The sequence below is a fragment of the Neoaquamicrobium sediminum genome, from assembly GCF_013240295.1.
GTDB classification, from domain to species: domain Bacteria; phylum Pseudomonadota; class Alphaproteobacteria; order Rhizobiales; family Rhizobiaceae; genus Aerobium; species Aerobium sediminum.
Genome location: NZ_JABETK010000003.1, coordinates 304,823 through 319,981 on the forward strand (window position 1 = coordinate 304,823; position 15,159 = coordinate 319,981).

Consider the following 15,159-nt stretch of genomic DNA (forward strand, 5'->3'; position numbering starts at 1 on the left):
GTCAAACTCCTGTGAGTTCAGAAAGGACTGCCTGGGTGGTGCGCTGGAGCAGCAATACCTTGAACGCATTGTCCTTCGTGGGAGCGGCCTGCATCACGAGCGTGTCTGTTGCGCGCGCGAACAGATCAGGACCCGGTTTATTGCCCATGAGAATATGCTCGAAGGTCTCGTCTCTCCAGGGCTGCGGCGCGACGCCGCCAAAGGCAAACGCGGCGCTCTCTATAAGGCCACCCTCCAACCTCACGATGCCTGCAACAGACACGAGCGCGAAAGCATAAGAAGCTCGATCGCGTACCTTTCGGTAGGCTTGCCGCAACGCAGCAGGCGGCGGCAGCAAGACAGCTGTGATGAGTTCGCCGGGTTCCAGCACCGTCTCGATATGAGGGGTGTCCTTCGGAAGGCGATAGAAGCTTTCGAGTTCGACCACACGCCGTGCGCCGTCGTCCCGCTCAATCTCGACGGCGGCATCGAGCGCCCGGAGCGCAACGGCCATGTCGCTTGGGTGCGTGGCTATGCAGTGCTCGCTACCCCCAAAGATCGCGTGGGATCGGTTGATGCCTCCGATGGCTTGGCAGCCGCTTCCGGGCGCACGCTTATTGCAGGGCATTGCGGTGTCGTAGAAATAATAGCATCTCGTGCGCTGGAGCAGATTGCCGCCCGTGGAGGCCATGTTGCGGATCTGTCCGCTTGCACCCGCCAGCAAGGCCTTTGCCAAAACCGGGTACCGTTCCCGGACCAACCCATCAGCAGCCAGGTCGCTATTGCGCACCATGGCCCCGATCCTAAGTCCGCCGTCAGGCCGTTCCTCGATCCCACCGAAATCCAGCCGGCTAATGTCGATAAGTCGCTCGGGCGCAACGACCTCCAGTTTCATCAGATCGAGAAGATTGGTACCGCCAGCCACAAAGGTTCCTTTGTCGAGACCCAGCCTGGCGGCTTCCGCAAGCGATGAGGCTCGTGCGTAAACAAACGGGTTCATGAGCCTTTTGCCTTCGCTACATCCAGGATCGCCTCGATGATGTTGGGATAGGCCGAGCAACGGCAGAGGTTACCGCTCATCCGTTCTGAGACCTCCTGCGCCGTCAGGTCCGGTCGCCCGGCAACGTCGGCGGTCACGCTGCTTGGCCAACCCGCTTCAATCTCCCCAAGCATTGCTGACGCGGAGCAGATCTGCCCGGGCGTGCAATATCCGCACTGAAATCCGTCATGATGTATGAAGGCGCGCTGGAGAGCCGAGAGCCTGCCTGGCGCGCCCAAACCTTCAATCGTAACGATTTCCTCGCCGTCGTGCATGCAGGCGAGTGTAAGACACGAATTGATCCGGCGCCCATCGGCAAGCACCGTGCACGCGCCGCATTGCCCATGGTCGCAGCCCTTCTTCGTGCCAGTGAGACCGAGGTCATTACGAAGCGCGTCGAGCAGTGTTGTGCGGGTATCAGTCTCCACCTCATGGCTCTCGCCATTAATTCGAAGTTGCGTTCTCATAACCGAATTACTTCACCAGGGTGGATGGTTCGCGCGTGTGCCGTGCCCAATAATCGAACGACCGCTCTGCTTATTCCACGGCAGGATAGGCCGCTGATTTCAAGGCAGACGCCAAATGCGCGGCGTTCGAGGCGGCGGTGTTGATCGCCGCGGCGACATTGTCCGGTGTCTGCTTCAGGTCGACATAATCAACGTCGCCCATGGCCTCGCCGACCCAATAAACGCCAGCGTTGGCCGGGATGGTGAAACCGACGTCGTTCAGCGCCTGAAATATCGCTGCATGACAGTGATGCGCGCCGTCTTCATTACCGACGACGGCGACGACCGCCACCTTCCCAGACGCTGGCATATGCCCGTCCTCGTCCGTCTCGGAAAGGAACGCATCCATCCGCTCCAGTATCCGCTTGGCAATACTGGAGGGCTGGCCGAGCCAAATCGGTGTGCCAAGGATGACAATGTCGGCCGCAATAATCTTCTCGCGCAGCATCGGCCATTCGTCGCCGTCGCCTTCATCGGACGTCACGCCGGGAAGGATATTGTAGTCCGCCACGCGCTCAACGCTTCCTTCGATGCCATGTCGTTCGAAGGCGGAAAACAGATGCGCGATAATCCTATCGGTGGAACTTTCTTCTTCCGCGTCTGAACGTTTCAGCGAACAGTTGAAGGCGATGGCGGTCAGTTTCCGCTTGCTGATCATAATTGTCGCTCCCCGGCTTGCGCGTTGCGTGTGAGCGGGACGCCCATGAGAGGGGCAGGAGCGCCTGTCAAACTAGCCGCACCCGATCCGGGCTTTTGGCCGCCTCCCTCGTTGTTATCGGTCGACCAAACGCGTCTATCGCGTTTGTTGTCCGGAAGGCTTTTCATCTGATAGCCTTCCCCAACATGGTCTGTCTTGCGCTCCAGCTTGTCGGTAATTTTCGATTTGTCTCCGCGAGACATAACTGGGCTCCGTGTCGGTCTATCCGACTAACGGAAGATCGACCTGGACGTTCCTCGCAAAGCTTCCGAAATTATCAGCGAAGGTGCTGGTGGGAATGCTGGAGTAGGACCGGCGAGCGGAAACGCCGATGGTCAATGCCTCCATAGAGCCTGAGGCGCAGGTCGATGATCCTTCTGTTCGAGGCACAGCGCGAGAAAAATGAGCGATCAAATAAAGACGCAAGCGGGACTGAATCATGAGTTTTTTGAGCGCGATGCAGTAGAGGTCGCCCGCGAGCTGATTGGCTTTGAGTTACTGGTCGCAGGAGTGGGTGGCTGGATCATCGAGACCGAGGCGTACACGCCGGACGATCCGGCCTCTCACAGTCATCGCGGCAGAACGGCGCGAAATGCAACGATGTTCGGTCCTCCAGGTAGGGCGTACGTGTATCGCTCGTATGGATTGCACTGGTGCTTGAACGCCGTTTGCCGTCCCGGAAGCGCGGTGTTGTTGAGGGCGATAGAGCCGATCTGCGGGGTCGATGTCATGAAGGCGAGGCGCTCCGTCGATTCCATGCGATTGCTTGCATCGGGGCCCGGGCGGCTTTGTCAGGCCTTGGCGATCGATCGCACCCATGATGGGGCGTCCCTGTTCGAAAGCCCATTCAGCCTGAGCGCCGCCCGTCCTCATCTGGATGTCATTTGTGGTCCTCGTGTCGGCATCACGCGCGCAACCACCAACCCCTGGCGGTTTGGCCTCGCCGGCTCACCGTATCTCAGCCGTCGTTTTTTCTGACTACGGGTCTCTCGGCCCAAGCAGCGATTTCGCCGCCTAACATCTAGTTCGAACTGCAGCCTGCTTGAACGCGGTGACTATGATGGCCGGAGTGTGCGAGCCCCTGTCCATCGAGCAGGAGCGGGCGCATTCTAGCGCGGAGGAACGTCGTCAACGAATAGCGTTCGGCAAGGCGGTCTCATCGGCCCTGCTCGCTTCGCCTCTCCATCGCAATAAAGTTTTCTGAGCGCGGGGAACACTACGCCATGTCTGTTGTTTATCACCGGTCAATCAAGCTCGGGTGGGCTTCCACCTATCCACACATGCTGTGAAAGGGACGCGAAAATGGCCAAGGAAAAAACGCTCGAAGACCTGTTCCACGATACCCTGAAGGACATCTACTACGCCGAACGCAAAATCCTGAAGGCGCTGCCGAAGATGAAGCGCGCCGCGAAGTCTGACGATCTGAAAGCCGCCTTCGAGAAGCATCGCGAGGAAACGGAAGGTCACGTTGAACGCCTCCAGCAGGTGTTCGAGATTCTCGGAAAGCAGCCCCGCGGAAAGACATGCGATGCCATCGAGGGCATCGTCGCCGAGGGCGAAGAGATCATGGAAGAATTCAAGGACACCGATGCCCTTGATGCAGGCCTGATCTCTGCGGCTCAGGCCGTCGAGCACTACGAGATCACCCGGTACGGCAAGCTGAAGCGCTGGGCAACCGAACTGGGCATGGCTGATGCGGCAAAATTGCTTGATCAGACATTGCAGGAAGAATCCAAAACCGACGCCGACCTAACCAAGTTGGCGGATGCCTCCGCCAATCAGCGCGCAAAGGCTGCCTGATCAGAAGTTCCAAAGGCCCGGGATCGCTCCCGGGCCTTGTCGCTTTCTGACCAGGACGTCAACGCGGTATTCGCCAGCTAGCAGGAGCCAAGCACCATGGCTAAGAACTCAGGCCGATCCAGCCGCAAGCCTCATGCGGCCACGATCCACGACCAATCACTCATGCGCGGACATGGCGGCGAACTTCATCAGACCGCAGAAGGCGATACACCGGTACTGACAACCGCGCAGGGCGCGCCGGTGGCGGACGACCAGAACACCCTCAAATATGGAGAGCGCGGTCCAAGTCTGATCGAAGATTTTCACTTCCGCGAGAAAATCTTTCATTTTGATCACGAGCGTATCCCCGAGCGCGTGGTCCATGCCCGTGGTTACGGCGCTCACGGCTATTTCGAGACCTATGAATCACTCAAGAAATACACGCGCGCGGATATCTTCCAGCGCGCCGGAGAGAAAACGCCGGCTTTCGTGCGCTTCTCGACGGTGGCTGGGTCTAAAGGTTCATTCGACCTGGCGCGAGACGTGCGAGGCTTCGCCGTCAAGCTTTACACCCAGGAAGGCAACTGGGACATCGTCGGCAACAATATACCGGTCTTCTTCATTCAGGATGCGATCAAGTTTCCCGATGTGATCCATTCCGTGAAGCCAGAACCCGACCGCGCTTTCCCCCAAGCGCAATCGGCGCATGACAATTTCTGGGACTTCATCTCGCTCACACCGGAATCGATGCACATGATCATGTGGGTCATGTCCGACCGCGCGATCCCGCGTTCTTTTCGGTTTATGGAAGGGTTCGGGGTTCACACCTTCCGGTTCCTCAATGACAAGGACGAATCCACCTTCGTCAAGTTTCTCTGGAAACCCAAACAGGGCCTGCAATCCGTCGTCTGGAATGAGGCGGTCAAGATAAACGGCGCCGATCCGGACTTTCACCGGCGTGACTTGTGGGACGCGATTCAAGCCGGAGACTTTCCGGAGTGGGAACTGTGCGTCCAACTTTTCGATCAGGATTTTGCCGACAGCTTCGAGTTTGACGTTCTCGATCCTACAAAGCTGATTCCCGAGGAGCTCATCGAGCCGGTACCTGTGGGTCGTCTTGTGCTCGATCGCATGCCCGACAATTTCTTCGCTGACACGGAACAGGTCGCTTTCATGACCCAGAATGTTCCGCCCGGCATAGACTTCTCGGACGACCCGCTGCTACAGGGCCGGAATTTCTCCTATCTGGACACGCAACTGAAGCGCTTGGGCTCGACCAACTTCACCCATCTGCCGATTAACGCACCCAAATGCCCGTTCCATCACTTTCAGCAGGACGGACACATGGCGATGCGCAATCCGAGCGGCCGCGCCAATTACCAACCGAACTCGTGGGGGAAGGTCCGCGCGAAAGCCCGCAGCGCGGGTTTCGATCATTCGTCGACGACGTCAATGGACCCAAGGTCCGACTGCGTGCCGAAAGCTTTGCCGATCACTACAGTCAGGCACGTCAGTTCTTCATCAGCCAGACTGTTCACGAGCAAAAACACATCGTCATGGCGCTCACCTTTGAACTCTCAAAGGTAGAGACCCCTGTTATCCGCGAGCGGATGGTCTCTCATCTCCTGAACATCGATGAAGGACTGGCTGAATCTGTCGCCGAGAAACTGGGTATGCGCAAGCTACCTGAGCCCGCAGAGGCTGCGGTCTCGCCTCGCAATGACCTGCCCGCCTCGGACGCGTTGAGCATCATCAAGAACGGTCCGGCAAGCTTTGCCGGTCGCAAGGTCGGCGTTCTAGTCAGCGATGGAGCCGATACAAAACTCATCAAGGGACTTTCGACAGCGCTCAAGAAAGAGGGCGCGACAATGGAAATCGTCGCGCCGTATATCGGCGGCGTGGAGACTTCCGATGGGAGCATGATCGAGGCAGATCACATGATCGACGGCGGTCCTTCCGTGTTGTTCGATGCGGTCGCGATCATCGTGTCGGAAGCCGGCGCCGAACGGTTGGCTGGGGAAGCCGCGGCTCGAGACTTTGTGGCCGACGCCTTCGCCCACCTGAAATACATTGGCTATACGGATGCCGCCGCTGCGCTTCTCATCAAGGCGGCCGTCCCGGTGGACAGTGGGGATGAAGGCCTGATTCCGCTTTCCGCTGCCAAAGAAGCCGCCGCATTCGTCTCGGCCTGCCGAAAACTTCGGGTTTGGGCGCGGGAAGAGGCAGTAAAGCTCTGAAGCCGTGAGAACGCGATGAGCGCGCAGGGCCTCATCCATGGACCACTCGGCAGGAACTGCATCCATCTTTGCGTGGATATGCAGGGCCTGTTCGAGCCGGGGGCACCATGGGCAGTGCCATGGATGGAACGTGTCGTGCCTGTCATCGAAGCGCTGACAGAAGCACACGCTGCATCGACAATCTTTACGCGTTTCATTCCGGTCGAACGAGCCGAGGAAGCGCCTGGCAGCTGGTCGCGCTACTACCGCCGTTGGGCTGACGTGACGCTTGCGAAGATTGACCCGGCTTTGGTGGCAATCGTGCCGACGCTAGCCCGTTTCATTCCACCAGCGCGGGTGTTGGATAAACATGTATATTCCCCCTGGACGGAACGTACACTTGACCGTCTCTTGGGCGGTTCAGAAACGGACGCCATCGTGATCACGGGCGGCGAAACCGATGTGTGTGTACTCGCCACCGTGCTTGGGGCCGTCGATCGCGGATACCGCGTTGTGCTCGTAGCCGACGCTATCTGCAGCTCCGCCGATGAAACCCATGACGCGCTCATGCGGGTCTATCGCAGCCGGTTCAGCGAACAAATCGAATTGGCGACGGTTGAGGAAATTCTCGACGGCTGGCGCGTTTGAAGAAGCCCTGTGCCTCAAATCTGGAGTTGAACCAATGCAGCCAGAGTCATGGAACGGAGGCTGCCTGTGCGGCTCTTGCCGCTACACGGTGAGCGGCAAACCTTCGCATGTTGGCTACTGTCATTGCAGCATGTGCCGCCGCGCCACTGGCGGGCCTTTTGCCGTACTCGTCAGAGTCGAAGGCCAAATCGTGGAATGGAGCCGTGTGCCGGCTAGCTACAGGTCTTCGCCAATTGCCACGCGTGGGTTTTGTCCCACCTGTGGTACACCGCTCTATCTGCAATATGACGGCGACAGTCGCATTCGATTGCTCGTAGGTACCGTCGATCAACCGGACAGTTTCGTTCCTCAATCACACTATGGAGTTGAAGGTCGGCTCAAATGGATCGACTGCAACGCCGGACTGCCCGAGGAGGAAACGACTGAAACCTGGTAGCGTGGTGGGCGCGGATCTACGTTCGAGATGGCCGTGACATCATCTTAGCGTCAGGTTTGCCAATCGACAGCTGGGAGGCGCTGCCGACACCGGCTGCAGACCGTCTCACCGCAAACACGGCTACCGGGCCACCGTTCCAATCAACGCCACATACCGCGCATCCGAGCACCAACGTCCAGACGTACTTTCCTCGGCCCGATACTGGAGTTTGAGCCGGATGGGACCGTGGGCCAAGCGCGTCGCTCGAATAGATCGACGAGATGGGCGGGTATGAACCTTGTACGGGAGGCATACACATGGCGGTCCCCTGCTGAGGACTGGCCATGCGTAAAAAAGCGTTGTGGAACAACCAGGTTGAGGCTGTCCTTTGCCCTTGTCATTGCGACGTAGAGCAGCCGCCGCTCTTCCTCAATATCGTCGGACGTTCCCACACCCAGATCGGAAGGGATGCAGCCATCAACTGTATTGAGAACGAAAACCGCACCCCATTCCTGGCCCTTGGCGGAGTGAATCGTCGACAGGATCAGATAATCCTCGTCGAGAAGCGGCACGCCGGCCTGCCCTGAAGTGGCATCCGGAGGATCGAGTGTAATTTCGGTGAGAAACCGTTCGCGGCCAGGATAGCCGGCAGCGATGTCCTCGAGCTGGAGCAGGTCGGCGCGGCGCATCTCGAAATCTTCATGGATCCGCTCAAGATGAGGTTCGTACCAGGCCCGAACTTGCGCGATCTCGGCGGGCCAACCGGAGGTGCCGGAACGCAAACCCGCGATGAGGTCCACGAAGCCCGGCCACTCACTTTGCGCGCGGGCAGGGCAGGGGAGGCGGGCGAGCGTCTCTATCGGATCGGCGCTCTCCGCGATCGCATCCAGCGCGTTCTGCGCCGTCGCCGGTCCGACGCCGGGCAGAAGCTGCAACAGCCGGAAGCCAGCCACCCGATCGCGGATGTTCTGCGCAAAGCGCAGTGCCGCGAGCATGTCCTTCACGTGGGCGCTGTCGAGGAATTTGAGCCCGCCAAACTTGACGAAGGGGATGTTGCGCCGCGTGAGTTCCACCTCCAGCGGCCCGCTATGGTGGCTGGCTCGGAATAGCACCGCCTGGTCCTTCAGCCGCATGCCGCTCTCCCGGTTCGCCAGGATCTCTTCAGCCACGAACTTCGCCTGGTCGGCTTCGTCTCGCACGGTGATCAGCCTCGGCCGCTCGTTTGACGGCCGATCGGTCCACAGGTTCTTGGTGAAACGCTCTTTTGCGAGACCAATCACGCCATTGGCGGCGGCAAGGATTGGCTGGGTGGAGCGGTAGTTGCGGTCGAGGGTGATGACCTCAGCCGCTGGCGAGAACGCCTTTGGGAAATCGAGGATGTTCCGGACCGCGGCCGCGCGGAAGGAATAGATCGCCTGTGCGTCGTCGCCGACGACGGTAAGGCCGCGTCCTGCTGGCTTCAATCCCGTGAGGATCGTCGCCTGAAGGCGGTTGGTGTCCTGATATTCGTCGACCAGCACATGATCCCACCTGCCGCCGATCTCGCCAGCCAATGTGGCATCGCCCATGGTCTGGGCCCAGTAGAGCAGCAAATCATCATAATCGAGCACGTTCTGGATCTGCTTTGCCTCGACATAGCCCGCAAAGAGCTCGCGCAGTTCCTTCCCCCAGGCCGCACACCATGGATAACTGGCGCGCAGTACGTCTTCGAGCGATGCCTCGGCATTGACGGCGCGCGAATAGATTGAGAGGCACGTTCCCTTGGTTGGAAACCGGTTCTGCGTCTTGGAGAATCCGAGATCGTGACGAACCAGGTTCATCAGATCCGCCGAATCCTCCCGATCATGAATGGTGAATTGCGGATCCAGGCCGAGCTCGACCGCATATTCACGTAAGATCGAGCGCCGATGCCGTGGAATGTGCCGGACCAGGTGAGCGCGTCGGTCAGAACGCCGGCCTTGTCACCGAGCACCTTGGCACAAATTCGTGCCACTCGTTTAGCCATTTCGCTCGCGGCCCGACGCGAGAACGTCATCAGCAGGATGCGCCGCGGATCGGCGCCGGCGATGATGAGTTGGGCAACGCGATGTGCGAGCGTGTTGGTCTTACCCGATCCAGCACCGGCAATGATCAGCAACGGCCCTCCGACCCGGCCGTCAGGGAGACCGATACCGTGGACGACCGCGGCACGTTGACCGTCGTTCAGTTTTTCCAGATGCGCTGCATTCATGCCGTCTCGCCCCCTATCACCCTCAGTTACAACGACAATCGCTGAGTGCTGCGCTGATGCTTGCCGTAGCTTCCCCACCCCGTCCCGAAAACTCCACCAAGAGCCGATTGACTCGTTTTGCGAAACGGAACAAATAATGAACATAACAGCGCCTCCGTGCGTTGGAAAGCCCTCAGGAGACCTGGATTGACGATGCCCGATCGCGCGGCAAACCCTGTCATCGCCCAGCTTCAGGAGCGTATCGCGCACCTGGAAGGGGGCGCAGGCCGCGTGCGCGAAGTCCTGCCATTCGGCCTCGCCGACATCGATCGCAGGCTTCCAGGGGGAGGGTTGGCATTGGGGGCACTGCATGAAATCGCCGGCGGCGGCAATGGAGCCGTCGACGGCGCGGCGGCGGCTTTGTTTGTCACCGGAATTGCTGCGCGAACCCGCGGCAAGGTGTTGTGGATCGTCACACGCGCGGACCTTTTCGCTCCCGCTATCGCGCAGGCGGGCCTGGCGCCGGACCGTGTGATCCATGTCGAGACAGGTGACGAGAAGGCGCTTCTCGCCTGTTTTGAGGAAGGCTTGCGACACGGCGGTCTTGGCGCTGTGATTGCCGAAACCGCGCATCTGTCGATGACTGCATCGCGGCGCCTGCAACTCGCCGCGAATCGTCGCGGACCATCGGCCTCGCCATGCGCCGCTGGCGCCGGCAGACGGAGGCTGGCGATTTCGGTCAGCCCACGGCCAGCGCCACGCGCTGGCGCGTATCCGTCCTACCCTCCGCCCCATTGCCGGTTCCGGGGCTCGGTCGCGCCCGCTGGCTGGTTGAGCTGATCCGGGCCAAGGCCGGGGAAAGTGCAGATTTCGAAGTGGAGGCCTGCGATGCACAGGGTCGTATCGCTCTTCCTTCCAAGGTGGCCGACAGACCGCCTCAGAAGGAAGTCTGGCGACGCGTCGCCTCCGCCTGACGCGCCGCTTGTCCTTGTCGGCCGCTCCGGCCGACGACGGCTGATCACCGCCATCGACGCCAATGCGCAGGCACGTGGCGTCCGTGTCGGCATGGCCGTCACAAAGGCCCAGGCCCTTGTGCCCGGCCTCATCGTCATCGACGCCGATCCGGTCGCCGATGCCGAAGGTCTCGACAAGCTGGCGCTTTGGGTTCTGCAACGTATATCGCCAGTGGTCATGGTCGATCCGCCAGACGGTTTGGTGATCGATACCACGGGCGCCGATCATCTGCATGGCGGCGAGGCGGCCATGCTCGCCTCCGTCGTTCGGCGCTTCGCGTCCTCTGGGGTCGAGGCGCGGGCGGCGATCGCCGACAGCTGGGGCGCCGCCCACGCCGCAGCGCGGTTCCTGAAAGGAGAGGTGCTGGTCATTCCACAAGGGCAAAGTGAAGCGATGCTGCGGCCGCTGCCGCTAGCTGCCCTTCGTTTGGAAGGTGAGACAATTGCCGGTCTCAGAACGCTCGGCTTCGAGCGGATCGGCGACATTCTGGATCAGCCCCGCGCCCCGATAACCTTGCGCTTCGGACCCGAGCTTGGACGGCGGCTCGATCAGGCGCTGGGTGTCCTGGCCGAGCCCGTCGACCCCGTTCGCTCGCCCGAATTGGTCGAGGTGCGCCGCGTCTTTGGCGAGCCGATCGGCGCTGCCGAGACGATCGCCCGCTATACTGGCCGGCTGGTCGAGGCGCTTTGCCTTGAGCTCGAGAAGCGCGGCCTTGGCGCACGGCGGCTCGATCTGCTGTTTTATCGCGTCGACAACGCGCTTCAGTTCATCCGCGTCGGCACCGCCCAACCGGTACGGGATCAGAAACGTCTCACCCGGCTGCTCTGCGACAAGATCGAGACCGTCGACCCCGGCTTCGGCATTGAAGGCATGGTGCTGGTCGCCATCGAGGCCGAGCCGCTCGGACAGAGACAGACGATCACATCGCTCGTGCAGGCGCCGGAGCCGGATGTTTCTGACCTTATCGACGTACTCGCCAACCGCATCGGCGAGAACCGGCTCTGCCGTTTCGTGCCGGTACAAAGCGACGTCCCTGAGCGCTCGGTGGCGCGTGTGCCGCCGCTCGCGCCAGAGACCGGCGCGACTTGGGACGGAGACTGGCCACGGCCGCCGCGGCTTCTGTCGCGTCCCGAACCTATCGAGACTATGGCATTGCTTCCCGATCATCCGCCTGTGTGGTTCACCTGGCGCGGCGTGCGCCGGCGCGTGCAGCGGGCCGACGGGCCCGAACGTATCCGCGGCGAATGGTGGAAGCGCGACGCTGAAATGACCACGGTGCGCGATTACTTCCGCGTCGAGGATGAAACCGGCGAGCGCTACTGGCTATTCCGTTCCGGCGACGGCGAGCATGAAAACAGCGGTTCGCAGCGCTGGTTCCTGCATGGAATCTTCGGATGACCGGATCGCGCTATGCCGAATTGCAGGTAACCTCGCATTTCTCGTTCCTGCGAGGAGCAAGCAGTTGCGACGAACTGTTCGCGCAAGCGGCCGTGATGGGGATCGAGGCGCTCGGCATTGTCGACCGCAATTCGCTTGCCGGGATCGTGCGGGCCTATGAAGCGGCCCGGACCACCGGCATTCGTCTCGTCGTCGGTTGCCGTCTCGATCTCGCTGACGGCATGTCGGTGCTGGTCTATCCGACCGACCGCCCCGCTTATGCGCGACTGTCTCGTCTTCTCTCGCTCGGCAAAAAGCGCGCCGGCAAGGGCCAGTGCCATCTCGAATGGCAGGACCTCGTAGCCTATGGCGACGGTCTTCTCGCCGTACTGGTGCCGGATGCGGCCGACGAAACATGCGCTCAACAGCTTCGGCGCCTTCGCGAGGCGTTCAGCGACCGGGCCTACCTGGCGCTCACTTTGCGTCGCCGGCCGAACGATCAGCTCCGTCTCTGGCACCTGTCGAACCTGGCGGCCGCCGCCCGCGTACCTCCGGTTGTCACCAACGACGTTCTGTTCCACGAGCCGGATCGTCAGATGATGCAGGACGTCGTGACCGCCATCCGGCACAATGTCACGATCGACGAACTCGGGCACCGCCGCGAGCGCTTTGCCGATCGATACCTCAAACCCCTGAAGAAATGCACCGGCTGTTCGCGCGCTATCCGGAGGCGCTTGCCCGAACGGTCGAGATCATGGAGCGATGCGCATTCGCGCTCGACGAACTTGCCTATCAGTATCCCGAGGAAAAGCTCTTCCCCGACCTGACGCCACAGCAGGCGCTCGAAAAACTGACCTGGGAGGGTGCGGCAGAGCGTTATCCTGAAGGCCTGCCCGACAAGGTGCGCGGCAATCTCCATCATGAGCTTCGGCTGATCGAAAAGCTGGAATATGCGCCCTATTTCCTGACCGTGAATGCCATTGTCCGCTTTGCGCGCTCGAAAGGGATTCTGTGCCAGGGCAGGGGGTCGGCCGCCAATTCGTCGGTATGCTTCGTGCTCGGTGTCACCTCGGTCGACCCGGACCGCAACGACCTTCTCTTCGAGCGCTTCGTATCGGAAGAACGCCGTGAGCCACCCGACATCGATGTCGATTTCGAGCACGAAAGGAGAGAGGAGGTCATCCAGTGGGTCTACGAGACCTATGGCCGCGACCGCGCCGCGCTCTGTTCCACCGTGATCCGCTACCGGGCGAAGGGTGCGTTGCGCGATGTCGGCAAGGCGCTCGGTCTACCTGAAGACCTAACCAAGACGCTTTCATCGCAGGTCTGGGGCTGGTCGGAAGGCGTGGAGCAGAAACACGCCGAAGGTCTCAACCTCAATATGGGTGACCGCCGCCTGCGCTTGGCGCTTGAGCTTTCGCACCAGCTCGTCGGCACGCCCCGTCATCTGTCCCAGCATCCAGGCGGTTTTGTCCTCACCCGCGACAGGCTCGACGAGTTGGTGCCGATCGAGCCGGCGGCCATGGAAGACCGCCAGGTGATCGAGTGGGATAAGGACGACATCGATGTTCTAAAGTTCATGAAGGTCGATGTTCTGGCCCTGGGCATGCTGTCGTGCATGCGCCGCGCTTTCGATCTCCTCGCCCAGCACAAGGATATCCGGCTCGACCTCGCCACCATTCCGGCCGAGGATCCCCGCACCTACGCGATGATCCGCAAGGCCGACACGCTCGGCACATTCCAGATCGAATCCCGTGCGCAGATGGCGATGCTGCCCCGCATCAAGCCGCGCACATTCTACGATCTCGTCATTGAGGTCGCGATCGTCCGCCCCGGGCCGATCCAGGGCGACATGGTGCATCCCTACCTTCGCCGGCGCGAAGGCAAGGAGGATGTGACCTACCCCAAGCCGGAACTCGAGGCCGTGCTCGGAAAAACATTGGGGGTTCCACTTTTCCAGGAGCAGGCGATGCGGGTCGCGATCGAATGCGCCGGCTTTACCGCCGGCGAAGCCGACCAGCTTCGACGCGCCATGGCGACTTTCAAGCACACAGGCGGCGTCTCGAAATTCGGTGAGAAACTCGTCTCCGGCATGGTTGCGAACGGCTACGACCGCGATTTCGCCGAGCGCACCTTCAAGCAGCTCGAAGGATTTGGCTCATATGGCTTTCCGGAAAGCCACGCGGCGAGCTTCGCCCTCATTGCCTATGCCAGCAGTTGGATGAAATGCTGGCATCCTGACGCGTTCTGCTGCGCATTGCTCAATGCACAGCCCATGGGGTTCTACGCGCCGGCCCAGATCGTGCGCGACGCGCGGGAACATGGCGTCGAGGTCCGGCCCGTCTGCATCAATGCGTCCCACTGGGATTGCACGCTCGAGGCGACCGGCGACGATGGCCGCTTTGCCGTCCGACTTGGCCTGCGCATGGTCAAGGGCCTAGGCAATGCTGAAGCTGCGCGACTGATCTCCTGCCGGGAAGATCAACCCTATCGGTCGGTCGACGACCTCTGGCGCCGGGCCGGCATTCCTGTTGCCGCTCTGGTCGAGCTCGCCGAAGCCGATGCCTTCCGGGCAGGGCTCGGCCTCGCCCGGCGGGAGGCGCTCTGGGCTATCAAGGCTCTGCGAGATGAACCGTTGCCGCTCTTTGCCGCGGCAGCTATGCGCGAAGCCGGTATCGTTCCCGAACAATCCGAGCCCGCTGTCTCGCTGCGACCAATGACGTCGGGAAGGGAGGTGGTTGAGGACTACGGCCATCTCGGACTGACGTTGCGCGCACATCCGGTTTCATTTCTGCGCGCGGAACTGGCCGGCCGCGGCGTCATCACCTGTGCCAAGGCAGTTGCCAGTCCCGACCGCTGCTGGGTCCATGTGGCCGGTCTCGTTTTGGTGCGACAGCGTCCCGGATCGGCAAAGGGCGTCATGTTTATCACACTCGAAGACGAGACCGCCGTTGCCAACCTCGTGGTCTGGACAAAGGTCTTCGAGAAATTTCGTCGCGTCGTGCTGGGCTCTGGGATGATAGGTGTGAAGGGCAGGATCCAGCGTGAGGGGGAAGTCGTGCACATCGTAGCGCACGAACTGATCGATTTGTCGACGGAACTCGCCAGCGTCGGATCAGGAGAAAACGCGTTCCCGCTTCCTCATGGACGCGGGGATGAATTTCACCGCGGATCGCCAGCACCAGATCCGCGAGGCATACCGAAGCCGCGGGATATGTTCGATCCACACGGCCACATTGATGAGATCAAGGTGAAAACGCGTGATTTTCGGTAGGTAGTC

At 60.9% G+C, this 15,159-nt stretch carries 8 protein-coding genes and 4 pseudogenes; 8 read left to right on the forward strand and 4 right to left on the reverse strand.

Annotated features, from left to right (window positions below; all coding sequences use genetic code 11):
• Position 1 precedes the first annotated feature (1 nt).
• From HK436_RS24125 to HK436_RS24135, 3 genes are all read right to left on the reverse strand, one after another.
• A complete protein-coding gene (locus HK436_RS24125; RefSeq protein WP_173194156.1) occupies positions 2-979 on the reverse strand; it encodes an FAD binding domain-containing protein in 978 nt (325 codons plus the stop codon).
• On the reverse strand, positions 976-1,485 hold the full coding sequence (locus HK436_RS24130) for a 2Fe-2S iron-sulfur cluster-binding protein (RefSeq protein ID WP_173194158.1): 510 nt from the start codon (positions 1,483-1,485) through the stop codon (positions 976-978). The genes HK436_RS24125 and HK436_RS24130 overlap by 4 nt, the downstream gene beginning before the upstream one ends.
• 70 nt (positions 1,486-1,555) lie before the next feature.
• Positions 1,556-2,182, reverse strand: a complete 627-nt coding sequence (locus HK436_RS24135) for a flavodoxin family protein (RefSeq protein ID WP_173194160.1) — start codon at positions 2,180-2,182, stop codon at positions 1,556-1,558.
• A 441-nt stretch (positions 2,183-2,623) separates the two neighbouring features.
• Here HK436_RS24135 and HK436_RS24140 point away from each other — a divergent pair, with 441 nt between their 5' ends.
• The 5 genes and pseudogenes from HK436_RS24140 (at position 2,624) to HK436_RS24160 (ending at position 7,300) form a co-directional block, all read left to right on the forward strand.
• Positions 2,624-3,199: a DNA-3-methyladenine glycosylase gene (locus HK436_RS24140; protein WP_173194162.1), complete on the forward strand. Its 576-nt coding sequence runs from the start codon at positions 2,624-2,626 to the stop codon at positions 3,197-3,199.
• 324 nt (positions 3,200-3,523) lie between these two features.
• Positions 3,524-4,021, forward strand: coding sequence for a YciE/YciF ferroxidase family protein (locus tag HK436_RS24145; protein ID WP_173194164.1), 498 nt, complete (start codon positions 3,524-3,526; stop codon positions 4,019-4,021).
• Positions 4,022-4,117: 96 nt separating this feature from the next.
• A pseudogene (katE, locus tag HK436_RS24150) lies at positions 4,118-6,237 on the forward strand (catalase).
• Between the two features lie 15 nt (positions 6,238-6,252).
• A complete protein-coding gene (locus HK436_RS24155) occupies positions 6,253-6,864 on the forward strand; it encodes a cysteine hydrolase family protein (RefSeq protein ID WP_173194166.1) in 612 nt (203 codons plus the stop codon).
• A gap of 34 nt (positions 6,865-6,898) precedes the next feature.
• On the forward strand, positions 6,899-7,300 hold the full coding sequence (locus HK436_RS24160) for a GFA family protein (protein ID WP_173194168.1): 402 nt from the start codon (positions 6,899-6,901) through the stop codon (positions 7,298-7,300).
• Between the two features lie 140 nt (positions 7,301-7,440).
• Here HK436_RS24160 and HK436_RS24165 read toward each other — a convergent pair.
• Positions 7,441-9,509 (reverse strand): annotated as a pseudogene (locus tag HK436_RS24165) (ATP-dependent helicase).
• 192 nt (positions 9,510-9,701) lie between these two features.
• Here HK436_RS24165 and HK436_RS24170 point away from each other — a divergent pair.
• The 3 genes and pseudogenes from HK436_RS24170 (at position 9,702) to HK436_RS24180 (ending at position 15,153) form a co-directional block, all read left to right on the forward strand.
• Positions 9,702-10,462: pseudogene (locus HK436_RS24170) on the forward strand (ImuA family protein).
• Positions 10,377-11,900 (forward strand): Y-family DNA polymerase, encoded by a 1,524-nt coding sequence (locus tag HK436_RS24175; protein WP_173194170.1) that lies wholly within the window; start codon positions 10,377-10,379, stop codon positions 11,898-11,900. The pseudogene HK436_RS24170 and the gene HK436_RS24175 overlap by 86 nt, the downstream one beginning before the upstream one ends.
• Positions 11,897-15,153: pseudogene (locus HK436_RS24180) on the forward strand (error-prone DNA polymerase). The gene HK436_RS24175 and the pseudogene HK436_RS24180 overlap by 4 nt, the downstream one beginning before the upstream one ends.
• Positions 15,154-15,159 lie beyond the last annotated feature (6 nt).